This is a genomic window from Cohnella kolymensis (assembly GCF_000829465.1).
Lineage (GTDB): Bacteria > Bacillota > Bacilli > Paenibacillales > Paenibacillaceae > Cohnella > Cohnella kolymensis.
In genome coordinates this window covers 80822-106503 of sequence record NZ_JXAL01000001.1, presented here as the reverse complement: position 1 = coordinate 106503, position 25682 = coordinate 80822, and the positions used below count along the sequence as shown (strand labels likewise).

Sequence of the window (25682 nt, the reverse complement as noted above, 5' to 3'; positions counted from 1 at the left end):
TGATAACGCAGCAAGTACGCCGGATGGCGGTTCTGGGCGGCGGCATCACCGGCCTTAGCGCCGCTTTTTATTTAATGAAATACGCCGCTGAGCGGGGAGAGCGCGCAGAGGTTACGGTTCTCGAAGCATCCGACAGACTAGGCGGTCGAGTGAATACGCTGCTCAGAGACGGGTTCGTCATCGAACGCGGCCCGGATTCCTTTCTCGGCCGCAAGCTCCCGATGATCCGGCTGGCTGAGGAGCTTGGGCTGACAGAGGAATTGACCGGCACGAACCCTGCCGCCAAGAAAACTTATATCGCGCGGAACGGGGTGCTGCATCCGATGCCTCAAGGGCTGACGTTAGGCATTCCAGCGGATATTGATAAGTTTATGGAGACCGGGCTGATTTCCGATGAGGGCAAACGGCGCGCGCTCGAAGAGATGGACATCCCACGCAGCAGCGATACGAGCGATGAATCCGTCGGCGCTTTTCTGGAGCGGCGGTTTGGGCGGGAAATGGTGACCGGAATATTCGAACCGCTGCTAGCGGGAATTCATGCCGGCGATTTGTACCGTTTAGGTTTGCAGGCGACTTTCCCGCAGTTCAAGGAGATGGAACAACAGTACGGCAGTCTCATCCGCGGAATGACTGAGAACCGCAAAACCGCACAGATAAATTCAGGAGCGGCTGTGCCAGCGGCCGGTGGTACTTTGCCTGCATCGGTGTTCCTTACTTTTCGCGGGGGATTGTCGACGATCGTCGAAGCGCTCGCACAGCGTCTGCGCTCGGAAGGCTGTGACATCCGTCTCGGTGCCCGCGTCGTTTCGCTCGCCAAAGCATCGGGTATAGACGGTAAGCAAGCGGTATATCGATTGGAATTATCGGATGGCAGCACGTTGGAGACGGACGGTGTCATTAGTACACTGCCTGCGTATGCGGCTGTAGATCTGCTCCAACCGCACATGGAGACGGCGGCGCTTACGAATATCCGTTACGTCTCGGTCGCCAATGTGGTGCTCGGCTATGATGCGGCAGATTTCGGCGCCGAGCTTGACGGCTCCGGCTTTCTTGTGCCCCGGTCCGAGAATCGGCAGATTACCGCAAGCACTTGGACTTCGGCCAAGTGGCTGCATACGGCGCCGGAAGGCAAGCGGCTCATCCGCTGTTATGTCGGGCGTGCAGGTGATGAACAAGGCGTGGAATTGCCGGATGAGGAGTTAACGGCGGCGGTGCGCCGGGACTTGCAGGATTTGATGGGCTTGTCCGCAGCGCCTGTATTTGTAGAGATTACCCGGCTGCGACATTCGATGCCGCAATATCCTGTGGGCCATGTGGACGCTATTGCTGCGCTGCGCGAGCTTCTTGCCCGCCGGCTTCCCGGCGTATTGGCAACGGGAGCCGCATTCGGCGGGGTGGGTTTGCCCGACTGCGTCGAGCAAGGAAGAGAAGCCGCGGCGGCTCTCATCCAATCTGTGCGTTAAGGGGGCGGCTCCATGGCGGTATCCGCTGTTATTTTGGCCGGCGGGCAAGGACGGCGTATGGGCGGCGTCAATAAAGCTTTGCTTCCTTGGGGCGACGGCACATTGATTGACCGGCAGATTCGGATTGCCGGCCGATGGGCCGATGAAATTATCGTCGTTTCCAATGACAAAGCCTTCGGAGATCGTATCTCTCCCGGCAAGCCTGTGCGGATTGCAGCCGACCGGTTCGTAGGAGAGGGTCCGCTCGCCGGTTTGCATGCCGGATTGAAGGCCGCAACTTACGACCCTGTCTGGTTAATGGCGTGCGATCAGCCTTTTATCAGTGTGGATGCCGCACTTCTTTTGTCCGAGCGGATGGAGGCAGGAAGCTTTCAAGCTGTAATCCCTGTCATCCGAGGACGGCTTCAACCTCTGCATGGACTGTACCGCAAAGCGCTTGCCGATTCTGTTGAGGCGCTAATTCTCAGTGGTGAAAGAAAGCTCGTTTCCCTGTTGCAAGGCATCAGTTGGTGCGGTATCGAGGAACAGGAGTTTAAGGATCGCGGTATACCGTTACATTTTGCCGATGATGTTGATACGCCTGAACAATACAATCAAGCGAAGCTTTTATATCGTGAGGAATAAAAGAAGGAGCGAGCGCTATGCAGCCTGATCCTAATCCTGAAAGGTTTCATCGCCATGCCCTGCAGCCGGAGGAAGCGCAGAGGCTGATCCTGGAACATGTTCGCCCATTGCCCGTTGAATCCGTCCCGCTGCTTGAGGCTTGGGGCAGGCGTTTGGCCGAGCCGGTTGCCGCGCCCCATCCGTTTCCTCCGTTCCGACGCTCGGGAATGGATGGTTATGCTGTTCGGACGGCAGATTTAATGAATGCTGCAGCGGATGGCCCGGCAGAATTGATCGTTGTGGAATCCCTTCCCGCAGGCAAGGCGCCTCGCTTTCCGCTCGGACCGGGGCAGGCGTGCCGCATCATGACGGGCGGAATGGTGCCGGAAGGCGCCGATGCCGTCGTTATGCTGGAAATGACCAAAACGGAACAGCGCGAAGGCAATTCATACGTCCTCATTTCCAAACGCGTGCCGGCAGGCAATAATATTTCAGAAATCGGCAGTGAGATGCAAACCGGAGCACGATTGCTGGAAGCGGGTCAGTTGATCGGTACAGGTGAAACCGCACTGCTCGCAGCGTGCGGCTGCGCGCCTGTATCCGTCACACGGCGTCCGCGGGTCGGTGTGCTGTCCACCGGTTCCGAGCTTCTTGAGGTGGATGAACCGCTGGAACCGGCCAAAATCCGCAACAGCAACGCTCCTATGCTCGCCGCTCTGCTGAAGGCAGCCCATGTGGAACCGGTGATGCTAGGCAAAGTGCCGGATGACATAGAGGCGGCGCGAACGCTTGTGGAGAAAGGATTGCGGGAATGTGACTTGCTGCTTACAACCGGCGGTGTCTCCGTTGGCGATTATGATGTGATGGTCGATGTGCTGGCGAACTGGGACGGACGAATGCTGTTCAACAAGGTGGCGATGAGGCCGGGAAGCCCCACAACGGCAGCCGTATTGGACGGCAAGCTGCTGATCGCACTGTCCGGCAATCCCGGCGCCTGTTTCGTCGGGTTTAACCTGTTTGTCTTACCGGCGCTGAAAGCGATGCAGAGAGTGAGCAATCCATATGGGAAATCATTCACAGCCCGGCTTGGCGCGGAATTCCCTAAAGTGAATGCGTTCCGCCGATATATTCGCGGCAGCAGCGAGGTGCGCGACGGGATGGTTTGGGTGACACCGACCGGAGAGGATAAATCGAGCCTCATGACCACCATTGTCGGCGCGGATTGTTTGATCGAAATTCCTCCTCTGAAAGAAACGTTGGAGCAGGGTGAACTGGTAACGGCATGGCGAATCGAATAGGGGGCGACAAGGTGAAGATCCTGCAGGTGGTCGGTTACAAAAACGCAGGAAAAACCACATTGACGGTGGAACTCATCCGATCTTTAACGGCCCGGGGTCTGAGAATCGGCACGGTTAAACATGACGGGCATGACTTCGAGCCCGATGCGCCAGGCAAAGATACTTGGCGTCATCGGCAAGCCGGAGCTCACGTTACGGCCATCTCGTCCGCTCATAGAACGGCCTGGTACGTCGAACGTCCGACCGAGATCGCTGAACTGCTGGGGTCCATGCGGGATCATGGTTTGGACGGCGTAATTGCAGAGGGCTTCAAAACAGCGCCTTATCCTAAAATCGTCCTGCTCCGAGACGAGGGGGATGCGGATCTGCTGCAGCTGCCCAATCTGGTCGCCGCAGCGGTCCGTGAGCAGAGTGAGTCCGTCAAGTTGCTGGCAGAGTCGTGCGGCTCCCCATTGTTCGTTTATGGCAGCGACAATAATGATGCGCTGCTGAAATATATCGTGCATTGGTTCAAAGTCTCCGAATAGTCGGAGGCTTCTTCTTCATGTATAATAACGGGCAGAGAGATTACGGAGGGGAAGCTTACAATATGTCTTATTCGCGCTCGCGCACGCAGCAGAAAAAGAAGACGGAACGCCGCAGCCGCACTCGTTTTTTACTATATTTGAACCTCATATTGCTGGTGCTTATTGTTGGAGCAGTAGGAGCGGTATGGTACGGATCCGGTGATCATTCGGGCAAGCCCGGAAACGCTTCCACATCTCCGGCAGCACAAGCGGCGTCGACTCCTCCTGCAGCCCTTCCATCAACGGTGACGCCAGAGCCATCTACTAGCCCCGGCGAACCGCCCGCTGCGAATGAGGGAAGTCCTAAGCCCGAGCAGCCGGCCGAACCGGTCACCATCTCTTTTGTCGGTGATGTGCTGCCTGCCGCCCGTGTGTTGGAGCTGATGAAAAAGAACGGCTACGATTACCCGTTCCGCCACGCGAACACCGCTATCCAAGCCGCCGATATCGCCGCAGGAAATTTGGAAAGCCCGATAACGGACCGGGGTACCGGTGCCGAGAACAAACAGTATGTATTCCGCGGGACGAAAGAGGCTTTGACCGCGATCAAGGAAGCGGGCTTTGATTTCATGTCGCTCGCCAACAATCATACGTTGGATTACGGCTGGGTTGGGCTGAGCGATACGATGGATGCTTTGGATGACATTGATTTGCTGCATGCAGGAGCGGGTTCTGACGACCGGCAGGCTTTTACACCGGCTTACATAGAAGTTAAAGGAGTTACCGTGGCTTTCGTCGCCGTGACCAGGGTTGTTCCTGAAGTGTCATGGAAAGCCGACCGGGCGCACCCGGGTGTGGCGGAGACGTACACGCCGACACGCGCGGCCGCAACCATTCGCGAAGCCGACAAAAACGCCGATATCGTTGTGGTTATGGTACATTGGGGCGAGGAAAGAAAAGAACAGCCGGTGAAGCATCAAACGTATTTGGCGCGCACCTTTGTGGATGCCGGGGCCGACCTGGTGATCGGCAGTCACCCCCATGTGCTGCAAGGTTTTGAGGCGTATAAAGGAAAATGGATCGCATACAGCTTGGGCAACTTTGTGTTCTCGACGACAAGCACCAAAAGTGCGCAGACCGGCATCCTTACCGCGGAGTGCGGCAAAGATGGAAACTGCTCGATGCAATTCCAGCCGATGTTCGCGAATGCATCACAGCCGGCACCCATGGCTCCTGCGGCCGCACAACAACTTCTCGCGAATCTGTCGAGGCTGTCATACGGTGCCTCGGTAGAGGAGGATGGCCGTATTGTGGCAAAGAATTAAAAGCTATTTGAATCCCGCAAATCGACTTTCCTCGAGAGGAATGATCAGAATGGATGAGCAGACCCGCGCTTCGCTGCATCCTTGTGTCGCACATCGCGGCTGGTCCGGCATGGCGCCCGAAAATACGATGGCCGCGTTTCGCCTGGCGATGACGCAGCCTTTCGTGCAATGGATGGAGCTGGACGTTCATCTTTCCCGGGATGATGTGCCGGTCGTCATACATGACGGTATATTGAAACGTACAACCAACGGTGAAGGGCGTGTGCGCGATTTGACGGCGGAGCAGCTGGGCCGGTTGGATGCGGGCAGCTGGGTTCATCCCTCTTTTTATACCGAAGGTGTTCCGACGCTTGCTGAGGTGCTCTCACTGACATCCGGCAGATGCCGATTGAATATCGAATTGAAAGGGGACGATGCGGATCGCACTCTGCTCGCTGCCAGAGCAGTTGACGTCATTCGTTCCCATCAATTCGAACAGCACGCCGTTATTACGTCCTTCCAACCGGATATTCTGATTGCGGTGAGAAATTATTTTCCATCGATCAGAACGGGACTCATTATAGATGCGTTTCCGCAGGATTTGGTTTCAACACTGCGATCTTTAGGAGCTTCTTATCTATCAATCGGGTTCCGGCACTTAAGCCCGCTGCTGCTGCAGCAGACGGCAGACGCCGGCATCGACGTGATGGCTTGGACTGTAAACTCGCCCGCTGATTTACGCCGATTGATGAACCGGCCCGAGCCTTTTCAGATTTGCACCAATTATCCGGACCGCTGGCTGGCAGCCGTCAAAGAGGAGAACAGACGATCATGATGGACATTCGCAATATTTATTGTGTCGGACGTAATTATCGGCTTCATGCGGCGGAACTTGGCAACGAAGTGCCGTCTTCCCCGATGCTGTTCACCAAACCTACACACGCCGCATGTGCTATGGATGGAGGCTTGCTGACGCTCTCCGGCTCTCAGGGTGCCCTGCATTACGAGGCTGAGCTGGTTGTTGCCGTGGGCCGTCCGTATGAAAAAGGCATTCGCTGCGATGAGCTTTTTTCTCGCTTTACAGTCGGATTGGATTTGACGCTGCGCGACGTTCAAGACCGCTTGAAGGCAAAGGGGCATCCATGGCTCGCCGCCAAAGGCTTCCGAAATTCCGCTCCGCTTGGTCATTGGATGGAGTTTCCGGGGCTGCAGGCATTGGCGAACCATGATTTTGCCATGCAAATTAACGGCAAAGAGGTTCAGCGAGGCAATATTAAGGATATGGTGTTCGATTTACAGCAGCTGGCCGACTTTGCCGGCAGCAATTACGGATTGTCGGCTGGCGATCTGTTGTTCACCGGAACACCGGCCGGTGTCGGTTCGCTTCATGATGGGGATGAGTTAGATCTATCGTGGAATGAACAAAGTGTAGGACGGTCAACAGTCAAACTGCAAGACTGAGCTTCAAGTAAAAGATACGAGGAAAAGGGGGATGGGGATGCGGATGCTCGTGCATTTCGTGTTTGCTGCCTTATATTTGCTCGTCGCTTTTTTTGGAATAGGTCCTGTGCTCATGGCGGATGGCTCACAGGTAGAACGGTTGTGGACGCTGATTGTCGTGTTGGCCGTTTTCGTCGTGTTGATCTCGGCACATACTTGGCTTACAAGAAGAACATCCCGCCAGCGGCCTAATTAGGCCGCTGGTTTATATTTGCCGCTATGCCGTCGAAATAATAATTGATCGCTTTCGTCAAGCTTGTCTTTGTATCTTCAGGCATTTGAAAGCCGCCCATTGCTTCTAAAGAAGCGAAACCGTGCACCAAGCTGCGCAGCCCGCGAACGACGTGGACCATTTCCTCTTCCGAGAGCGCCAGCGGCCGAAGAAGCCGCCCGAATATGCTCAGCAGATCGTCGGATGCTTTTGCAAAATCAGGTTCCGCTGAATCATCTACACGGTTGATGGCTTCGTAGAGACCGGGATGAGTGCGGACAAAATCAACATAAGCGATGGCGATTTTCCGAATGGCTTCTTTACCGGTTTCTCCTATGGCGGCGTCAAACATCACATCTCTCAGAAGCTGAACTCCGTGTACAGCCAGCTTGTGCCGCAGGTCGGCCAATCCCTTGACGTGATTGTATAAAGAAGGCGTCTTAATTTCCAGTTTCCCGGCGACGTTGGCCAATGTGGCATGGCTCCATCCGCTCTCATCGGCGATTTCTGCGGCAGCTGCGATCACAATTTCGGGTTTAATGCCTGCTCTGCCTGCTCTCAAGCGGGGTTCCTCCTGTTCCATCTTTGCTCAGCGTCGCGAACCGCCTGCTTCATCGCTGCGAGCGGCTGCTCCAGCACGGGACCGTGTCCGACCGCAAGCCGGACGGGGTTCAATTGAATTAATTTTTGCGCACTTGCAATGGAGGTAGGGGTGTGCCAGGTAGCCATAGCCGGAAATGGAAAAGAGAGCTTCATATGTCCCGACACCGCCAAGCCGCCTTTCGTTTGAAATGCATCGCCTGCAATCAGTGTTCCGCTCGTCGTCTCGAGAAAAGCCATATGTCCGGGTGAATGACCCGGTGAAGAGACGGTGAGCAACGACCCGATCCGATCGTTATCCTCGATGTAGAAGTCGGCCTTTAATGGCGAGTTTTTCGGCAATCCGCCGCGCAGAGGAGTTTGGGGCTCGTGAGCGAGCAGGGAGTGATCCCCTTTCAAAATGGCGGCTTCCCTGGCTGATATACCTATTTTAGCCTCCGGAAAATGTTGTTTTAAAAAGGGGACGGATCCCACATGATCCTCGTGAGCGTGAGTGAGCAGAATGCGGGCTAGAGGTTTATTCGCGTCGCGCACCGCCTGAAGAATCCCTTTGGCCGCGAACGGCATACACGCATCGATCAAGGTGAGTCCGTCTTCTTCCTCCACCAGATATGCGTTCATCGGAAACAACGCAGGATAGAACATGATTTGGGTCACGGCGCCCCATGTATTCTTTTTCATATAGACCCTCCATAAACTAATGATATTATTACTTTAACTAATATGATTAGTTTATGCAAGCGAATAAAATAGAGCTAGAGATTTTAAAGGAGATGGTTGCACTGATCGTCTACTCTTTTCCACCCGTCATTAATTCGGATTCCCGCCTCCTGCTCCTCGGCAGCATGCCGGGTGTCGTTTCCTTGCAGGCCGGTCAGTACTATGGGTATCCCCGCAATCATTTTTGGCCGATCTTGTACAAGCTGTTGGGAGACCGGGCACCGGACGAGGACTATGACAGCAGGCTTTCCTTTGCCCTGAAGCATGGGATCGCACTATGGGATTCTATTGCCGCATGTGTGAGAGATGGGAGCTTGGACGTTGATATTAAAGACGCGGTGCCGAACGATATTCCGGCGCTTCTGGCGAGTTACCCGAGCGTGATAGCGGTGGGGTGTAACGGGGCGAAGTCTTTTTCGGAGTTTAACAAAAATTTCGGAAAGGATGCGCAGGTAAAGCAGCGTGACGTGTTCCGGCTGCCTTCGACAAGCCCCATCCCCACACAGAAGTTTCGGGGCTTCGAGGATCGTCTTGAGGCTTGGAGAGTCATTCTGGAATACGTATGATTGAAAAAGGGGCGGTCCGAAAGTCTGGTAACAGACTTCCGGGACCGCCCCGACTTTTCTACCAGCCATCCGCTGCCTTAGCGATGTGATGTGAGCTGTATGGTGCCGCCCATGCCATGCGAAATAGGCGAGCAGCTTATCCAGGTTCATCTGCCCGTTGGCAGGGTGATGAAAAGTGAAAGCGAACGATTCTTCAGGAAGCTCACGCAGCACTGCGTCCATACGTGCATGGATACCTTCCAGCATCTGCAATGAAGGCTCAACCGCAAGCTCGGCAGAATCCGGCAGCTTGACCCACTCGTTCTCTTCGAACGGCTTGACGGTCGGCTGCTGTTCCGTCAACGTCAACTTAGCGCGCATGAACGCGTTCATAGAAGCATCTGCCACATGGTGCACCACTTGCCGGACAGTCCAGCCTTCCGGCCGGTAGGGCGTATCCAGCTGCGCGTCGGTTAATCCTTCGACTGCACGGCGAAGAATGATTGCAGTGGCCGCAATTTCGTCGATCCGCCGCTGTCTTTGTTCGGGGCTGCCGCCCTCCGCATACTCAAATTTTCCGATCGGATATCGTAACTCTTCCATTTTCCCCGCATCCTCTCCCATGCCTTTCGGACTGCTTATTGTTTAGCCGTAAGCTGCTCCATCTGCTCAATCAAGCCTTCGAACACACTCATCGCCTGACGGATCGGTTCCGGAGAGGACATATCGACGCCGGCCTTTTTCAGAATATTGATGGAATAGTCGCTTCCTCCGCTTTTGAGGAATCCGAGGTAGCGTTCCACGGCAGGCTGACCTTCATCGAGAATCTGCTTGGCAAAGCTGGTGGCCGCCGAAAAACCCGTTGCGTATTTGTACACATAGAAGCTCGTATAAAAGTGAGGGATGCGCGCCCATTCCATTTCGATATCTTTGTCTACGACCATCTCGTCGCCGTAGTATTGCTTGTTCAGATCGTAATAGATGCTGGAAAGCTCCTGCGGTGTGAGCGCTTCGCCGTCCTCGGCCTTTTTGTGAATGATTTTTTCGAACTCGGCGAACATCGTCTGACGGAATACAGTCGTCCGGAACTGGTCGGCGTAGTAGGTCAGCAGGTACATCTTTTCTTTCGGATCCTTCGAGTTCTCCAGCATATTATTCATGAGCAGCGCTTCATTGAGCGTGGAGGCAACCTCGGCTAGGAAAATGGTGTATTGAGCTTCCCGATAATCGTTGTTCTCATCCGAAAAATAAGAATGCAGCGCGTGGCCCATCTCATGCGCCAGCGTGAACATGCTATTGAGGTTGTCATTATGGTTCAGCAGCACATACGGATGCGTACCGTACGCTCCCCAGCTGTAAGCGCCGCTCCGTTTTCCTTCGTTCTCGTAAATGTCGATCCAATCGCCTTCAAAGCCTTCTTGAAGCGTTTTGCGATAGTTGTCGCCAAGAGGAGACAGGCTTTCGTATACTTTCTTCTTGGCTTCTTCATAAGTAATGTCCATGTCGAACTCGTCGACAAGCGGTGTGAAAAGGTCGTACATATGCAGCTCATCGAGCTTTAGCAACTTTTTGCGCAAATTCATATAGCGATGCATAAGCGGCAGATGCTCATGGATCGTAGCAATGAGATTGTCATACACCGACTGGGGAATGTTGTCGCCAAACAGCGCCATTTCCAAAGCGGAATCATAATGTCTGGCTTTGGAATAGAACAAGTTCTTCGTGACGTTCGCGTTCAAAGTGGCGGCCAGCGTATTGCGCCATTTGCCGTAAGTATCGTACATCGCTTTAAAAGCGTCGCGGCGCACTTCCTGTTTACGATTCTCGAGAAATTGTATGTAGCGGCCGTGGGTGAGCTCCACCTCTTCGCCTTGCTCGTTCTTCACTTTGGGGAACTTCATGTCCGCATTGTTCATCATCCCGAAAATGGTGCCCGGAGCCTGGGAGACGTTACCGACCTGAGCGAGCAGCGATTCTTCATCCTTGGAAAGGACATGCGGCTTCTGGCGCAGCATTTCTTCCAAGGTGCGTTTGTATTTGGCGAGAGAGGGCTCGGCGATCAGCTTTTTGAGTTGCTCCTCGGAGAGGCTCAAAATTTCCGGTGTAATGAAGGAGAGGGCTTCACTGACTTGGACGCTCAGCTTTTTGGATTTATCCGATAAAGCTTGATAAGTCGGTTCGGCCATATCTTCATGATGGCGCATATTCGCGTACACATAAAGACGTTCGGTTTGAAGTGAGATTTCATCTTCAAGCGCAAAACAGCGGGCGATCGTTTCTGCGTCTTTCAGCTTGCCTTGAAACTCGGTCACTTGGCCCAGCATTCCCTTTACTTGGCTGAACTCGGAATCCCAGGCTTTCTGATTCTCAACGATATGTTCGAGCTTCCAACGGTGATCCGACGGGACTTCTGTTCTTTTCGGCAATTGGCTCATAGGCGATGATAACCTCCTGGATATGGTTTCAGCTGATTCTTGGATGGGTTCGATTGGATTGACGCTCTGATACAGACAGATCACCGCCGACAGAACGGCGGCGAACGGCAGCACATACGGCTTCATTATACGCCCCCGGAACAGGAAATAGTTACCGGATTAGTATGTCCTTGCAGGATTGCATTATAAGAATGTCGGAGCTATGTACCCGCGCGAAAAAAAACTCCAGACGATGAGGAAAAAGGCGAACAGCACCAGGAGAATAGAGAGGAGGGCTAGCCCTCGGCGCAGGTTTGGAGGGATCCGCTCTCTGCTCATGATCAGTACGACCGCCAAGCTGAAGGCGGCGATAATAAAAATGACATTGGTACTCACATCCATACCGCGGATGCCTCCTCACAGTCGGATGGCGTTAAATGTTACGCAGTGTTTCCATAGTGCGATTGTATTCCTCTTCGCCTCCGGGAAAATCATCAGGACGGAACCGCTTTTGCGCCCAATCCATCATTTCTGGGCGGCTGATGAACTTATGGCTCTCTTCACCCCACTGATCCGATATTTCGCGGACGACAAGCGTTTTGCCTTGAACCTCGACAGTCAGCATATTGTAGTTGTCATGTTTGTAGACGGTATGTTTTGCGAACATTTATACTCTCCTGATTCTGGCAGCTCCTGCCGTTTTCCTCATCATAGAAGAGATGGGCGGAGAAATCAACGTGCCGCTGAACGACCCGGAATCATTCAGGCGCTGCGCCGTAAACCTCAACTAGAAGTCTATGCCGTTTTGTTTCAAGAAAATGAGATTTTCAGGCTGATTCGATAGTAAATTCTGCCTGCCGATTTTTCGGCTTGCCGGGACCGAATTTCCTTGCTGTGACTGGTTTATTTGCAATTTTCACAGGGGCTGAACATATTGCAACTTTAGGTCAATTCGGTTATAATTACCTCATTCGCCGATTAACGGCGAGATTTTAGGAGGTTGTTCATTTGAGAGGAACAGTTAAGTGGTTTAACGCAGAAAAAGGTTATGGTTTTATCTCCGTAGAGGACGGCAACGATGTATTCGTTCACTTCTCTGCAATCCAAGGCGACGGCTTCAAAACTTTGGAAGAAGGCCAAGCGGTTGAGTTCGACATCACTGAAGGCAACCGTGGTCCTCAAGCATCCAACGTGGTGAAACTGTAAGTCTCGCATACGCGAAGACTTATCTTCATAACACGACCGTAAACGAACGAAGCCCCTGGCCGCAGCCGGGGGCTTTGACATTTGTCCGCCTTTGACCATTCGGATGCCGAAGTGGTAAACTGTTGTCGACCTAATGGGTAATAACGTTTTAAACGGGGGTACGTCGTAATGCCAAAATTTAAGCTGTTTGCCGATCGTAAAGGCAAAGCCGATCAAGCCAAAAACAATCAATTCGTGAAGCTTGCTCGTGAAATATATGTACAGGCGCGAAGAGGCGGCACGAATCCGGAAGCGAATTACGGACTTAAGACCGCCATCGCCAGCGCGCGGGCTATTCAGATGCCGAATGACAATATTGAAAGAGCGATCAAGAAAGCAGCCGGCGGAGCGACAGCGTGGAATATGAAGAAATTATTTATGAAGGATATGGACCGGGCGGGGTCGCCATCATGGTGAAATGCCTCACCGATAACCGCAACCGTACAGCGGCGGATGTGCGCGCCATTTTCGGTAAACGGGGCGGCAATATGGGTGAATCGGGCTGTGTCGCTTATATGTTCGATGAAAAAGGCTTGTTTGTTATTCCTCGTGAGCACGGGCAGCCGGATGAAGATGCGGTGCTGATGCATGCGTTGGAAGCTGGAGCGGAAGATGTGGTCGTCAATGTGGACAGCTTTGAAGTGCTGACGGCACCGAGCGACTTCGAGACCGTCAAAACGGCGCTGGAAGCCGCCGGATATCAATTCGAGACCGCAGGCATTCGCTGGCTTCCGCAAAACACAGTGGCCGCTGAAGGCGAAAACGCCGAAAAGCTGCTCAAAATGATGGATGCCTTCGACGATAATGACGATGTGCAGGACGTGTATCACAATTTCGAGATCAGTGATGAAGAAGCCGAACGGCTGGGTTAACCGGTCACTCTGCTTTTCGTGGTTTTGCTATTCTTTTCTAATCAAAGGAGGAGGCCTGCAGGCCTCTTTTTTATGCCCAATTAGACGCAGTACCGGCGGTAATCAATTTTTCAAGTGCTTGTGTTCGATCCCTTTCATTGTCGCTGCGAAACCAAAACTCACTGAAATAACTATGTAGATTTTTTGGGGGCGACGCGGCGATAGTAGGAATAAATAAACTGATGTGCCCGCTTTCGCATCATCCGGTTAGCTCTTCTCACCATGCTGAAGCGCGCCGGTTTCCAAAATGCGAACATGTAGTTTCCATTCGCTGCGCTCATCGCTGATCTGACAGCATGAAGCATTCGCAGAGCCGTACGATAGTTGAGGTTTAGAGTAATGGAGAGTTTACGTGCGGAACAGCGTTCACCCGAGGCAATCCAGTAAAAGGTGAACAGCCAATAGCTCAGCGGCAGCTTTGTCCGATGCATAACAGTACCAGCGGTAACGGATGTTTGCGCCTTGCAAAAAGAACATTCATAGAGATTACGCGACCGAATAAGCGTGTATTTGTTTTCCGTACACTTAGGGCAAATGAAACCATGCGGCCAGCGCACCTTGTATATATACTGTCGGCATGACTCATCATCCGGAAAAAGCTCCATAAACCGCCGTATCGACAACATAACAACCGCCCCTTTTTTACGAACGTCTGTTCCTATTAATCACAATTTTACCAAACATATGTTCTTCTTTCAAGTAGTTAGTTGTATTTAGTCGAAGAGATGGGCTGCCGGGCAATTACCGGGTAACGTCCACGTAATTAACTCCTTTTCACCCCATGTGAATGATCTATTAATCTACGTGTATAACCCCTTTTCCGCCCATCTGAGTGATCTATAATTCCACGTGTATAACCCCTTTTCCACCGACCTGAGTGATCTACATATATGCCATAAGTCCTATAACGGAAAAGGGGCACTGAGATTTCCAAACGCTGCTCAAATATAGAGTTTCATGGAGATGGCCAAAGCTGCACCATAATCTGCACTTTACTCAGGAGCGAAAAAAAGACGGATATTGTGGGGTATGTGCAGTTTACTCAGGAGCGGAAAAAAGACGGATATTGTGGGGGTATGTGCAGTTTACTCAGGAGCGGAAAAAAGACGGATATGTGCAACTTTACTCAGGAGTGAGGAAAAACGAGGGATATTTGATGGGTATGTGTACTTTACTCAAGGTGGCGGGAGAACGAGGATATACTCAGGAGCGGAAAAAAGACGGATATGTGCACTTTCACTTTACTCAGGTGGCGGAAAACAAGGATATATCTGGTATGTGTACTTCACTCAGGAGCGGTGAAACGAGGATATTGATGGGTATGTTCGGTTTAGCAGGAATGGGAAAATAGCGGAGGATATTGTAAGGGATTTGGACAGGGAAATGGAGAGGTAAATGGAGAGGTAAATGGAAAGGTAAATGGAAAGGGAAATGGAGGTGGCGTCTGGGATCGAGTGAATAGGAAAAAGCCGCAAGCCCGAGATGGGTTGCGGCTTAGTCCAAGAAATTGCGGCTTAGTTCTCGACAACGAATGCGGCTTAATGACCGTTACGATGGGAGCTCGGCTGGTTGGAGCTTGTGAACCTTGTCGATGGTGCCGCCGCCGAGGCAGATGTCTCCGTCGTAGAATACGACGGCTTGGCCGGGGGTGATCGCTTTTTGCGGGTTGTCGAAATCGACGCGGCAGGTGCCGTCCGCAAGTGGAGTTATCGTTACTCCTTGGTCGGGCTGACGATATCTGAACTTGGCGGTGCACTTTATCGTGTCGGCAGGTGCTTCTGAGGCGATCCAGTTCACTTCAGTCGCGGTCAAGCCGAGCGAGTAGAGGCTGTGATGCGTATCGCCTTGTACGACATATAAGATGTTGTTGTCCAGGTCCTTATCGGCCACGAACCAAGGTTCTCCGCTGCCGGAACCGCCGATGCCCAAGCCTTGACGCTGACCAAGCGTATAATACATCAAGCCGTCATGGCGGCCTTTGATGTCGCCGGTGACCAGATCCACCATATCGCCGGGCTTAGCGGGCAAATATTGGCTGAGGAATTCCTTGAAATTGCGTTCCCCGATGAAACATACTCCGGTACTGTCTTTCTTTTTGGCGGTGGCCAGACCGGCTTCCTCGGCAATTCGGCGCACATCCGGTTTATTGAGATGGCCGATGGGAAACATGGCCCGCGCTAATTGAGACTGGTTAAGAGCATGCAAGAAGTATGACTGATCCTTGTTGTGATCAACGCCGCGGATCAACCGGTATTCCCCGTCCAACTTCTCAACGCGGGCATAGTGGCCGGTGGCAATGACGTCAGCGCCCAGCTCGAGCGCCTTTTGAAGAAATTCGCCGAATTTGATTTCCCGGTTGCACATGACGTCAGGATTCGGCGTTCTGCCGCGGCGATACTCCTCCAGAAAATACTCGAATACCTTATCGCGGTATTCGTCTTCAAAATTGACCGTATAGTAAGGGATTCCGATTTGATCGCACACGCGGCGCACATCTTCGGCGTCTTCCTCCGCCGTGCACACGCCGAACTCATCGGTATCATCCCAGTTTTTCATAAATACGCCGATTACGTCGTAGCCCTGCTGCTTCAACAATAGTGCCGTCACAGAAGAATCTACGCCGCCCGACATGCCGACGACAACGCGTACGGCAGAAGGATCGGCAAACCGATTGCTGTCCATAAAGCATCTCTCCTTGCACAATTGCAGTTCACTGCATTTTTTTATTTTATCATACCCGTGCCCGTTCTCCCACAATGTCAATCATTCGTGAATATGTCACGGTTTTATTGACCAAAAAGGAATTATATGTGATAACATAGATTTGTTATGGGGATACCCGTATTTACCGGATGGACAGACATACGGCGATAAAATCCGTGCTGCCGGCAAGAAAGCAGGTGTTCTTTTGAAAATTTCGACGAAAGGCCGCTACGGCTTAACGATCATGATGGAACTTGCGGCCAGATTCGGCGAAGGGCCCATTTCCCTTAAAAGCATTGCGGAGAAAAACGGACTGTCCGAGCATTATTTGGAACAGTTGATAGCTCCGCTGCGAAATGCGGGCCTGGTTAAAAGCGTAAGAGGAGCTTATGGCGGATACATTTTATCCAAGGAACCGGAGAGTATAACATCTGGTGATGTTATCCGGGTATTGGAAGGGCCGATCAGTCCCGTCGATTTCACTGAAGAGGACGATCCTGCGAAACGGGATTTGTGGCTGCGCATTCGCGACAGTATCGCGCAAGTTCTCGATTCCACGAACCTTGCGGATCTGATTCAGTTTAAAGGTGAGAACAAGACGGACAATTATATGTTTTACATCTAAAGAAGGTGCAAGGCGTGACCAGTATATATTTCGACCATGCGGCTACCACGCCGATGCGGGCCGAGGCGGTAGAAGCGTACGTCGAAGCTGCAGCCGGCGGTCCGCACAACCCGTCCAGCCTTCACGGCTACGGCCGTGCCGGCAGAGGACGGGTTACAGCTGCGCGGGACAGTCTCGCGCGTCTGCTTGGCTGCCAGGCCTCAGAGCTTGTGTTTACAGGAAGCGGCAGCGAAAGCGACAACTCCGCTTTATTCGGGGCGGCACGCGCCCAGCTTAAACGGGGCCGCGACGGGATCGTAACGACTGCGGTGGAGCATCATGCCGTGCTGAATACTTGCCTGGAGCTCGAGGCGCAGGGTTTTCGTTTAACGATCTTACCGGTTGATGAGCATGGACGCATTTCACCCTCGGCTGCCGAGGCTGCCATTAACGAGAAGACAGCGGTTGTGAGCGTCATGGCCGGCAACAACGAAACAGGCACATTACAGCCGGTTGCCGAAGTCGGCGAATTGGCGCGAAAACATAAGGCACTCATGCATGTAGATGCCGTGCAGGCTTTCGGTTACTTGCAGCTGGATCTGCGAGAGCTTCCCATCGATCTCCTCAGCATTTCCGCGCACAAAATCAACGGCCCCCAAGGTGTGGGTCTTCTGTATGTAAGAAAAGGGGTTCCGTTCCATCCGGTTATTTTCGGAGGGAGCCAAGAGCGCAATCGGCGCGCCGGTACCGAGAACGTGGCCGGCATTGCGGCATTCGCCAAAGCCGCTGAATTAGCATTAAACGAACGAGAATCCAGATGGAGTCATGCCGCAGGCATTCGCGATGAGCTACTGCGGGCATTAAGCGAGATGATAGGCCGCGAACACTTTACGGTGAACGGTCACCTCGAGCAGAGACTTCCGCACATCGTAAACTTAAGCTTTCCCGGCATATCGTCAGAGAGTATGCTGATGAATCTGGACCTGGAAGGTGTAGCGGCTTCAGGCGGATCCGCATGCACATCGGGCTCGCTTCAGCCGTCCCATGTGCTGACCGCCATGAAATTGTCACAGGATCGTATAGCGTCTGCCGTACGTTTCAGCTTCGGATTGGGTAATACTACAGAAGAAGCCGTCGAAACGGCTAAAATCGTTGCAACCATTTCAGCGCGATTACGTAATAGATAACAGGCACTTTAAACGCGAGGGCCACCGATGATTATCCAGGTTCAACACATACTCAATCTCCCTGTTATACTGGAAAATGGTAAGCGGGCAGGCAAAGTGAGAGACATTTGGTTCGATGAATTTTGGACAATGACCGCTATCGTGCTGGACGCCCGCGTCTGGTTCCGTAAAGCTGCGAAAGTAGTCAGCTGGGACGACGTCATTTCCTGCGAGCATGATGCCCTGTTAATTCGAAACGATGCGATCATAACGACGGTAGATAAGAAGCAGCTGCTGCGGACCTTTCATTCCGGAGTCGTAAGCATAAAGGACATGCCGGTATATACGAAGGAAGGTCAGTACCTCGGTGAAGTCGCTGACGTTTATTTTAAGAAGTCAAAGGGTACACAAGTAATAGGATATGAATTAACGGACGGTTTTCTTGCGGATTTGATGCAGGGCAGGCGCAGACTATTCCTGCCGGAGGGACCTGACGAAGTAACTCTTGGCGAGGATGCCATAATGGTGCCTGTCTCTTTTGAGCGGGTATTAGAGAAAGACCATACTTGGAAAGTGACAGGTGAAGACGGATGATGAGATGCCCGAATTGCAATTCCAAAGACATCGGGAAAATCGGTTCCCATCAATTTTATTGCTGGAGCTGTTTCATCGAGCTGACAGTAAACGGCGAAAAGATGTCTGTATATCAAGTAGAAGAAGACGGAACGCTCAGCTCGCTGGACGACTTGTTTTTCAGCGAGGCGATCGCGCCTCAGATTCACGCAAACGGTATATAAAAACTACGGCTTGACACCAAAAGCCCGGATTCTCCACTGGAGATCGGGGCTTTTTTGCTTTCCCCAAGGTTTAGCTCTCAGGACAAGTACATATACTGAAAAGAAGGCAAACCGACGGTCTGGGGCGAGTACAGGGGGTGGAGCGATGAACCGGTTTGTCCAAAGCCGTTTTTTCAGCGTGCTGATCTATACGATACTTCTTTTGCTGGTTCTGTATTTACTGTCATTGGTGCGCCCGATGATATGGTCCATATATGATTTTCTCAGAGCCGTATTTGCGCCTTTTCTTATCGCTATGATCATTTCCTACATGCTGAATCCGATAGTCAATCTTCTTCACAATCGAAAGGTGCCCCGCACTGCTGCAGTGCTGTTGATTTACGCCGTATTTATCGCTGCATGCGTCGTTATTCTGATGAACGTCATTCCGATGTTCATCGAGCAGGTGAAAGAGCTGAACGAGCATCTGCCCGAGATGATCATGAGAGCGCAGACGCTATTTGACCAGTTCAACAATAACAACGACCTGCCGGACTCCGTGCGGGACGGCGTTAATCGTTCTCTCGCCGGGCTTGAGCATCAAATAGAGGTCCGGATCGCCGGGTTCCTGAATAACATCGATGCGATCGTGAATGTATTGTTCATCGCCATGATCGTGCCGTTCCTTGCCTTCTACATGATGAAGGATATGGACGTATTTGAGCGTGCCGCTTTGAAATATGTGCCGCGGGCCCAGCGCAAGCATACGGTAAGGCTGCTGAAGGATATTGATCATGCGCTTGGCAGCTACATACGCGGGCAGCTGCTTGTGTCGATTTTCACGGGCGTTTTCGCTTATATCGGGTATCTTCTCATCGGGATGCCGTATCCGCTGCTCATGGCCGGTTTCGTCGCGTTGTTCGATATTATTCCCTATCTCGGCCCATTCTTCGGGGCTTTGCCTGCTCTCCTCATGGCGGCTACGATATCGTGGGAAATGGTTGTTTTGGTCATTGTCGTTAACATGATCTGCCAAAACCTCGAGAGCAATGTCGTCAGCCCGCAAGTGGTAGGCCGAACGATGAGAATGCATCCGCTCACGATCATACTGGTCCTGCTCGTGGGCGGGGAGCTGGCCGGTTTGGTGGGGATGATTTTGGCGGTTCCGTTCTATGCGGCGATGAAAGTGATCGTGCAGCATATCGCGGCATACTACATTCACAGAAAAACCGTTTGACAGTGTGGAAAACCGCCGTCTATAATTTAAATACTATGCATATTGAAATACGTTGAGGGAACATAAGTACTGTGCAGTCCGCAAGCCAGAGAGAAGATTACGCGCTTTTTCCCGAGCAGCCGATACAGCTGAATGAGGACGAGGCAAGGCTGGAATGATCTTCATTTGCGAAGGGCATGGGAAGCTGGTTTCTGAGTGCGGAGACAAGTCCGCCGGCGAAGGCCGTTATCCCTGCTGAGGAGATCGCATTCCTGACGGATGCGATAACCAGGGTGGTACCGCGAATACATTCGTCCCTGATTTTAGGGGGCGTTTTTTTTATTTTCTGCACGTATTTAAGAGGAGGATAATCCCATGAAACCGATGAAAGCGGCTGAGATCCGCGCCAAATGGCTGGAATTTTTCGCAAGCAAAGGACACAACATCGAACCGAGCGCTTCACTCGTACCGCACAACGATCCGTCGCTGCTTTGGATCAACGCAGGCATGGCGCCGCTGAAGCCTTATTTCGACGGCCGGGTAAAACCGGCTAATCCGAGAATCGCCAACTCGCAAAAATGCATCCGCACGAACGATATCGAGAACGTAGGCAAAACGCGCCGGCACCATACCTTTTTCGAGATGCTCGGCAACTTCTCAATCGGAGATTATTTCAAGGAAGAAGCGATTACCTGGGCTTGGGAATTTCTCACCGCGCCCCAGTGGATCGGGTTTGAGCCGGAGAAGCTGTCCGTCACGATCCATCCTGACGATGAGGAAGCGTTCCGTTATTGGAACCAGAAAATCGGACTGCCGGCGGAACGGATTTACCGGCTGGAGGAGAACTTCTGGGATATCGGCGAAGGCCCGTGCGGACCGTGTACCGAAATTTTCTACGACCGCGGCGAGAAGTATGGGGATCTGGCGGATCCTGAATGTGTTACGGGCGGGGAAAACGAGCGTTTCCTCGAAGTATGGAACCTGGTATTCACCCAGTTCAACCACAACAAAGACGGCAGCTACACGCCGCTCCCGGACAAAAATATCGACACCGGCGCCGGGCTGGAGCGTTTCGCTTCCATCGTGCAGGACGTCGACTCGAACTTTGACACGGATCTGTTCATGCCTCTGATCGAGCGTACGTGTGCCATTGCAGGTGTCAAGTATAAAGCCGGCGAAGACACGGATGTGGCGTTGAAAGTCATCGCCGACCATATCCGGACCGTGGCGTTCTCCGTGGGCGACGGCGTTCTGCCTTCCAACGAAGGCCGCGGTTATGTCATTCGACGGCTTCTGCGGCGTGCGGTCCGATACGGAAAAGTTCTCGGTGTCGACCGTCCGTTCCTATGGGAGTTGACCTCGACGGTTGGCGAAGTTATGGGCGGATTTTACCCGGAAGTGTAGACAAACGCGATTTTATCGAAAAAGTTATCCGTACGGAGGAAGAGCAGTTCCATAAGACTCTTTCGGACGGTTTGGCTATCCTGGCCGAGCTTTGCAAGAACGCAGCGGCGGAGGGCAAGAGACAGATCTCCGGTCCTGACGCTTTCAAGCTGTATGATACGTACGGGTTCCCGTTCGACTTGACGGAAGACTATGCGGCTGAACAAGGGATGACCGTCGATCGCGAAGGCTTCGACGCTTCCATGGAAGAGCAGCGTGAGCGCGCGCGTTCGGCGCGCCATGAAGGGGAAAGCATGAAGGTACAGGGCGGTCCTTTGGCGGATTACACCGAACGAAGCGAATTCGTCGGCTATGACAGTTTGAGCGCAGACGCCCGCGTGATTGCAATTGTCGCAGACAACCGGTTTGCAGATTCGGCAAGAGCAGGCGACAAGGTGCTGGTTCTGCTTGATCGCACCCCATTCTACGCGGAGAGCGGCGGTCAGGTCAGCGACCGCGGGGTACTGTCCGGCAACGGAGTGGAGGCGGAAGTGACCGGCCTGACGAAAGCTCCGCACGGCCAGCATGTTCATCAGGTAACGGTGACGGGAGGCGTTTTACAAGTCGGCGATACGGTTAAAGCCGCGGTTAACGCAGCCGAGCGCAGCGCTATTGTCCGTAACCACACGGCGACGCATCTACTTCATAAAGCGCTGAAAGAAGTGCTCGGAGAGCATGTAAACCAAGCGGGTTCCCTGGTGGAACCGGATCGTCTGCGCTTCGACTTTTCCCACTTTGGCGCAATTACCGCCGAAGAGCTGGCTGCCGTCGAGCGGCGCGTGAATGAACAAATCTGGCTCGGTACCGACGTGGATATTGCGTTCAAACCGATTGCTGAAGCTAAGGGAATGGGCGCGATGGCCCTGTTCGGAGAAAAATACGGCGATATCGTGCGCGTCGTGCGTGTCGGCGATTACAGCTTGGAGCTGTGCGGCGGCTGCCATGTCCGCAACACCGCGCAGATCGGCTTGTTCAAGCTTGTCAGCGAAAGCGGCATCGGCTCGGGCGTCCGCCGGATCGAGGCCGTCACCGGGCGCAACGCTTACGAATACTTGGATGAGCAGCTCGACGTACTAAAAAGCGCCGCCGCTCTTCTTAAATGCAGCGTGGTGGATGTATCCAAAAGAGTCGAGGCCGTGCAAGGCGACGTGCGTCAACTGCAGCGCGACAATGAATCGCTGCAAAGCAAGCTGAGCCGGCTGGAAGCCGCAGAGCTCGCCGGTCAAGCGAAAACCATCGGCGGAGTCACTCTGCTTGCAGCCCGGGTGAATGCAGGCGGCATGGAAGCTTTGCGCGGCGTTGCCGATGAGCTGAAAGCAAAGCTCGGCTCAGCCGTGCTCGCGCTCGGCGCGGTTGCCGACGACAAAGTGAATCTGGTCGTCGCCGTTACGCCTGACCTTGTCAGCCAAGGCTTGCATGCCGGCAAACTGATCAAGGAAATGGCCGCCATCTGCGGCGGGGGAGGCGGCGGCAAACCTGAGCTGGCACAAGCCGGCGGTAAAGATCCGTCGAAGCTGGACGAAGCGCTTCAAGCCGCTGAACATTTGGTGCTCGCACAGACTTCCGGAAAATAGATACGCCGCTGGCCGGATGATAGTTGAGCCACTAATTTCCTGTGTACAACAGAATGTGTTATGATGAGACAAAGAATTGCATGTTTGACAGTGAGAGCGAGGTGCTGACGGTGAAATCCGCGGACAAGAATCAAATGGACACAACGGTCAAGTTTGACGTGGTAGCGGATCCTGAGCAAGTTTCATCCCGGGAAATTTTATTTACGGTGCATGATGCCCTTGTAGAAAAAGAGTACCATCCCATCAATCAAATCGTCGGCTACCTGTTGTCGGGAGACCCGGCTTACATTCCGCGCCACAACAACGCTCGCAGCCTCATCCGGAAGAAGGAGCGTGACGAAATCATCGAAGAGCTCGTACGCTTCTATCTGCAGCAGAACCGTTAGTATGCGGATCATGGGGCTAGACTACGGAGAGCGGCGGATCGGCGTGGCGGTGAGCGACGCGTTCGGTTGGACCGCTCAAGGAATAGAAGTGATCGACCGCAAGTTCGTTAGCGACGAATTAGCCCGTGTAGCGGAGCTGGTCGAGCAATACGAGGTGGAGTCGCTTGTCGTAGGCCTCCCGAAGAACATGAACGGCAGCATCGGTCCGAGTGGGGAAATTTGCATGGCATTCGCAGAGCGATTGCGGCAGAAACTATCCATGCCTGTCCAGCTTTGGGATGAACGACTGACGACGGTCGCCGCTGAACGGACGCTTTTGGAAGCCGATGTGAGCCGCAAGAAACGGAAGCAAGTGGTGGATAAAATGGCCGCAGCCATTTTATTGCAAAACTATCTCGATTCAAGAGCGAAATGAGGGATAACCGTGACGGACGAAAACAACCTGACGGAAGATGCTGAGATCATTTATATTCCGGACGACGAGGGCAATGAAGAAGCGTTCGAGGTAATCATGCGGTTCGAGTTGGACGACGGCACCGACCGCAAATATTTGATGGTCGTTCCGGCTGAAGAAGATACGGAAGAGGAACAGGAAGTGTTCGCCTTCCGTTACGAAGAAGAGAATGAAGAGATCAAGCTGTTTCCTATTGAAGAGCAAGAAGAATGGGATATGGTGGAAGAGACTTTCAATACATTGATCGGGGAATTCGACGAAGCCGAAACCGACGGCGGCAGCAAAGGCCAATGAGCGCGCAGCAGCTTCCCAGTCTTAAGGAATTGTTCGGCGATACCGTTGAACTGAACGCGGAAGCGGAAGCGCCGGAATCCTTCCGGATTTTGGCGGAGCTCACTGTCGGCGGCAACCGTTATGCGGTGCTTCAGTCGGAAACGATGAAAATAGAAGAAGAGATCGAGGTTTTTCGCGTTCTTACAGAGCCCGACGGCGGCCTTCAGCTCGAGACGGTTGAAGACGACGAAGAGTGGGATAGAGTATCGGAAGCCTACGATGATTTGCAGTTCGGAAGTGACGACCAGCCCTGAGTACTTAGGGAACGAAGAGCGGGCAACCGCTCTTTTTCCAATACGTGAAGGGCTGCTGGAGGGGAAAATGTGGACAGAGACGAGGAGTCGTCGCAATCGCAAGGTTGGAAATCCATTTACTCGAATAACAAGGAAGATGGGGATAAATCCGGTTCCGTGACGGATGCGCACCATGAAAGCCCGGAGCAGGGTCACAATGTGACCGGCGAAGCCGCCGCTGCAGCCGAAGCCGCTCGGGCGCCTTCGCCGTTAGCCGTCCGCCGCCGCAAACCTCGCGTGCTGCTGTGGTCTTTTTTGATTGCGCTAGGTTTGGTGTTGGCCGTAGCCGGCGGAGTGGCGGTTTATCTTTGGAACGGATTGCGCCCGGTGCCTGCTGCCGACGCCCCGGTTCGTTTTACGATAGAAAAAGGAATGCGTGCTAAAGATGTAGCGGAAGCGCTTGAACAACACGGACTTATACGCGATGCTTTTCTTTTCAGCGGATGGATGAAAATCAAGAACGAGGGTTCCCGGTTTCAAGCCGGAGTATATGATTTGAAGCCGGGGATGACGCGCGACCAGATTGTCGCCAAGCTTAACGCAGGCGAGGCGGTTGCGGCAGAGGCTATTCATTTTACGATTCCCGAAGGTTTCACTGTGAAACAAATCGCGGAACGTATAGCGCAGCAAGGCAAAGTAAATAAAGATAACTTCCTCGAAGCGGCTGCTCAGCCGGATAAGTGGACCGGTTCCGTGTGGACCAAATCCCTGCCTGCAGACAGCAAGCTCAGGTACCCGCTTGAAGGATATTTGTTCCCGGAAACTTATGAGATGAAGCAGGGCAGCACGGAAACCGAAATCCTGAACAAGATGTTGTTCGAGCTGGACCGCAAGCTGGCTCAGCTTCCGGAGGACTGGCAGACGACGTTGCAGGAGCGCGGACTCACCGTTCATCAATTGCTGACAATCGCGTCTCTCGTAGAGCGCGAAGTCGTTATCGACGAAGAACGGCCTATCGTAGCAAGCGTCATCCATAACCGTCTCAAAATCAAAATGCCTCTTCAAATCGACGCCACGATCCAATACCTGCTGGATAAGCAAAAGGAACGGCTGATGGAATCCGACCTTAAGGTCGACAGCCCGTACAATACGTATCTGCATCCGGGTTTGCCTCCAGGGCCGATCGCAAGTCCAAGCTTCAAGTCGATTGAGGCGGCGCTTTACCCGAACGAGACGGACTACTTGTATTACGTGACGAAGAAAGACGGCACGAACAGCCACTTGTTCGCAGTCACTTACAGCCAGCATCAGAAGAACATTAAATTAAGCGAAAAGAATGCGAAACAATAATACGAAGCGCTGACCATTACGGCGCGACCCGACCCGGCCAAGCATCGTACCGAAGCATCTGATATCTTTGGATGCCGGTACGCCCGCCGGGTCGAAGACTTCCCGGAGGTGTATACCGATTAAC

The 25682-nt window shown here is 53.0% G+C and carries 27 protein-coding genes and 4 pseudogenes; 22 read left to right on the top strand and 9 right to left on the bottom strand.

Annotated features, from left to right (window positions below; translation table 11 throughout):
- Window positions 1–2 precede the first annotated feature (2 nt).
- The 8 genes from hemG to SD71_RS00485 are packed head-to-tail and all read left to right on the top strand — an operon-like array spanning window position 3 to window position 6870.
- Window positions 3–1463: a protoporphyrinogen oxidase gene (gene hemG / locus SD71_RS00520; RefSeq protein WP_041059582.1), complete on the top strand. Its 1461-nt coding sequence runs from the start codon at window positions 3–5 to the stop codon at window positions 1461–1463.
- Window positions 1464–1475: 12 nt separating this feature from the next.
- Window positions 1476–2087, top strand: a complete 612-nt coding sequence (gene mobA, locus SD71_RS00515; RefSeq protein WP_041058330.1) for a molybdenum cofactor guanylyltransferase — start codon at window positions 1476–1478, stop codon at window positions 2085–2087.
- Between the two features lie 17 nt (window positions 2088–2104).
- Window positions 2105–3364: a molybdopterin molybdotransferase MoeA gene (locus SD71_RS00510; RefSeq protein WP_041058328.1), complete on the top strand. Its 1260-nt coding sequence runs from the start codon at window positions 2105–2107 to the stop codon at window positions 3362–3364.
- An 11-nt stretch (window positions 3365–3375) separates the two neighbouring features.
- Window positions 3376–3891 carry a molybdopterin-guanine dinucleotide biosynthesis protein B gene (gene mobB / locus SD71_RS00505; RefSeq protein WP_052475809.1) on the top strand — a complete coding sequence of 172 codons (516 nt, stop codon included), beginning with the start codon at window positions 3376–3378 and terminating at the stop codon, window positions 3889–3891.
- A gap of 17 nt (window positions 3892–3908) precedes the next feature.
- A complete protein-coding gene (locus SD71_RS00500) occupies window positions 3909–5195 on the top strand; it encodes a CapA family protein (protein WP_052475808.1) in 1287 nt (428 codons plus the stop codon).
- A complete protein-coding gene (locus SD71_RS00495; protein ID WP_235426936.1) occupies window positions 5179–6009 on the top strand; it encodes a glycerophosphodiester phosphodiesterase in 831 nt (276 codons plus the stop codon). The genes SD71_RS00500 and SD71_RS00495 overlap by 17 nt, the downstream gene beginning before the upstream one ends.
- Complete coding sequence (locus SD71_RS00490; RefSeq protein WP_407637504.1) at window positions 6006–6635, top strand: fumarylacetoacetate hydrolase family protein; 630 nt, start codon at window positions 6006–6008, stop codon at window positions 6633–6635. Before SD71_RS00495 ends, SD71_RS00490 begins: the two co-directional genes overlap by 4 nt.
- Window positions 6636–6672: 37 nt before the next feature.
- Window positions 6673–6870 carry a DUF6954 family protein gene (locus SD71_RS00485; protein WP_041058324.1) on the top strand — a complete coding sequence of 66 codons (198 nt, stop codon included), beginning with the start codon at window positions 6673–6675 and terminating at the stop codon, window positions 6868–6870.
- Here SD71_RS00485 and SD71_RS00480 read toward each other — a convergent pair.
- Together SD71_RS00480 and SD71_RS00475 are read right to left on the bottom strand one after the other, a co-directional pair.
- Window positions 6863–7447, bottom strand: coding sequence for a TetR-like C-terminal domain-containing protein (locus SD71_RS00480; protein ID WP_052475807.1), 585 nt, complete (start codon window positions 7445–7447; stop codon window positions 6863–6865). The genes SD71_RS00485 and SD71_RS00480 overlap by 8 nt on opposite strands.
- Window positions 7444–8166, bottom strand: a complete 723-nt coding sequence (locus tag SD71_RS00475; RefSeq protein ID WP_041058320.1) for an MBL fold metallo-hydrolase — start codon at window positions 8164–8166, stop codon at window positions 7444–7446. Before SD71_RS00475 ends, SD71_RS00480 begins: the two co-directional genes overlap by 4 nt.
- Before the next feature lie 53 nt (window positions 8167–8219).
- On the opposite strand from SD71_RS00475, the gene SD71_RS22740 reads away from it, so the two are divergent.
- On the top strand, window positions 8220–8771 hold the full coding sequence (locus tag SD71_RS22740; protein ID WP_326998675.1) for a DNA-deoxyinosine glycosylase: 552 nt from the start codon (window positions 8220–8222) through the stop codon (window positions 8769–8771).
- A gap of 66 nt (window positions 8772–8837) precedes the next feature.
- Here SD71_RS22740 and SD71_RS00465 read toward each other — a convergent pair.
- The 4 genes and pseudogenes from SD71_RS00465 to SD71_RS00450 all read right to left on the bottom strand — a co-directional run.
- Window positions 8838–9353: pseudogene (locus SD71_RS00465) on the bottom strand (YfiT family bacillithiol transferase); the annotation flags it as partial.
- 35 nt (window positions 9354–9388) lie between these two features.
- The gene (gene pepF / locus SD71_RS00460) at window positions 9389–11185 is read right to left on the bottom strand and encodes an oligoendopeptidase F (RefSeq protein ID WP_041059567.1); all 1797 of its coding nucleotides are present in this window, start codon (window positions 11183–11185) and stop codon (window positions 9389–9391) included.
- A 183-nt stretch (window positions 11186–11368) separates the two neighbouring features.
- Window positions 11369–11566: a hypothetical protein gene (locus SD71_RS00455; RefSeq protein ID WP_041058317.1), complete on the bottom strand. Its 198-nt coding sequence runs from the start codon at window positions 11564–11566 to the stop codon at window positions 11369–11371.
- 31 nt (window positions 11567–11597) lie between these two features.
- On the bottom strand, window positions 11598–11831 hold the full coding sequence (locus tag SD71_RS00450; RefSeq protein WP_041058315.1) for a hypothetical protein: 234 nt from the start codon (window positions 11829–11831) through the stop codon (window positions 11598–11600).
- Between the two features lie 341 nt (window positions 11832–12172).
- On the opposite strand from SD71_RS00450, the gene SD71_RS00445 reads away from it, so the two are divergent.
- On the top strand, window positions 12173–12370 hold the full coding sequence (locus SD71_RS00445) for a cold shock domain-containing protein (RefSeq protein ID WP_041058313.1): 198 nt from the start codon (window positions 12173–12175) through the stop codon (window positions 12368–12370).
- Between the two features lie 168 nt (window positions 12371–12538).
- Window positions 12539–13281, top strand: a pseudogene (locus tag SD71_RS00440) (YebC/PmpR family DNA-binding transcriptional regulator).
- Between the two features lie 170 nt (window positions 13282–13451).
- Here the strand turns inward: SD71_RS00440 and SD71_RS24510 are convergent.
- From SD71_RS24510 to mnmA, 3 genes and pseudogenes are all read right to left on the bottom strand, one after another.
- Window positions 13452–13751, bottom strand: coding sequence for a hypothetical protein (locus SD71_RS24510; protein WP_235426933.1), 300 nt, complete (start codon window positions 13749–13751; stop codon window positions 13452–13454).
- Between the two features lie 36 nt (window positions 13752–13787).
- Window positions 13788–13925 (bottom strand): annotated as a pseudogene (locus tag SD71_RS26095) (transposase); the annotation flags it as partial.
- A gap of 943 nt (window positions 13926–14868) precedes the next feature.
- Complete coding sequence (mnmA, locus tag SD71_RS00425; RefSeq protein ID WP_041058308.1) at window positions 14869–16002, bottom strand: tRNA 2-thiouridine(34) synthase MnmA; 1134 nt, start codon at window positions 16000–16002, stop codon at window positions 14869–14871.
- Window positions 16003–16228: 226 nt separating this feature from the next.
- Between mnmA and cymR the strand changes: the two genes are divergently transcribed.
- The 11 genes and pseudogenes from cymR (at window position 16229) to mltG (ending at window position 25558) form a co-directional block, all read left to right on the top strand.
- Window positions 16229–16648, top strand: a complete 420-nt coding sequence (gene cymR, locus SD71_RS00420; RefSeq protein ID WP_041059563.1) for a cysteine metabolism transcriptional regulator CymR — start codon at window positions 16229–16231, stop codon at window positions 16646–16648.
- Window positions 16649–16662: 14 nt separating this feature from the next.
- A complete protein-coding gene (locus SD71_RS00415) occupies window positions 16663–17814 on the top strand; it encodes a cysteine desulfurase family protein (RefSeq protein ID WP_041058304.1) in 1152 nt (383 codons plus the stop codon).
- Window positions 17815–17841: 27 nt separating this feature from the next.
- The gene (locus tag SD71_RS00410; protein WP_052475805.1) at window positions 17842–18387 is read left to right on the top strand and encodes a PRC-barrel domain-containing protein; all 546 of its coding nucleotides are present in this window, start codon (window positions 17842–17844) and stop codon (window positions 18385–18387) included.
- Window positions 18384–18590, top strand: coding sequence for a hypothetical protein (locus SD71_RS00405; RefSeq protein WP_041058301.1), 207 nt, complete (start codon window positions 18384–18386; stop codon window positions 18588–18590). The genes SD71_RS00410 and SD71_RS00405 overlap by 4 nt, the downstream gene beginning before the upstream one ends.
- A gap of 145 nt (window positions 18591–18735) precedes the next feature.
- Complete coding sequence (locus SD71_RS00400; protein ID WP_041058300.1) at window positions 18736–19806, top strand: AI-2E family transporter; 1071 nt, start codon at window positions 18736–18738, stop codon at window positions 19804–19806.
- Window positions 19807–20169: 363 nt separating this feature from the next.
- Window positions 20170–22802 (top strand): annotated as a pseudogene (gene alaS, locus SD71_RS00395) (alanine--tRNA ligase).
- Window positions 22803–22882: 80 nt separating this feature from the next.
- On the top strand, window positions 22883–23188 hold the full coding sequence (locus tag SD71_RS00390; RefSeq protein WP_052475804.1) for an IreB family regulatory phosphoprotein: 306 nt from the start codon (window positions 22883–22885) through the stop codon (window positions 23186–23188).
- Between the two features lies 1 nt (window position 23189).
- Window positions 23190–23603 (top strand): Holliday junction resolvase RuvX, encoded by a 414-nt coding sequence (gene ruvX / locus SD71_RS00385; protein WP_041058297.1) that lies wholly within the window; start codon window positions 23190–23192, stop codon window positions 23601–23603.
- Window positions 23604–23612: 9 nt separating this feature from the next.
- A complete protein-coding gene (locus SD71_RS00380; protein WP_041058293.1) occupies window positions 23613–23936 on the top strand; it encodes a DUF1292 domain-containing protein in 324 nt (107 codons plus the stop codon).
- Window positions 23933–24229: a DUF1292 domain-containing protein gene (locus tag SD71_RS00375; RefSeq protein ID WP_041058291.1), complete on the top strand. Its 297-nt coding sequence runs from the start codon at window positions 23933–23935 to the stop codon at window positions 24227–24229. The genes SD71_RS00380 and SD71_RS00375 overlap by 4 nt, the downstream gene beginning before the upstream one ends.
- A 276-nt stretch (window positions 24230–24505) precedes the next feature.
- Entirely contained in the window at window positions 24506–25558 is a 1053-nt protein-coding gene (gene mltG, locus SD71_RS00370; RefSeq protein WP_407637509.1) for an endolytic transglycosylase MltG, read from the top strand.
- Window positions 25559–25682 lie beyond the last annotated feature (124 nt).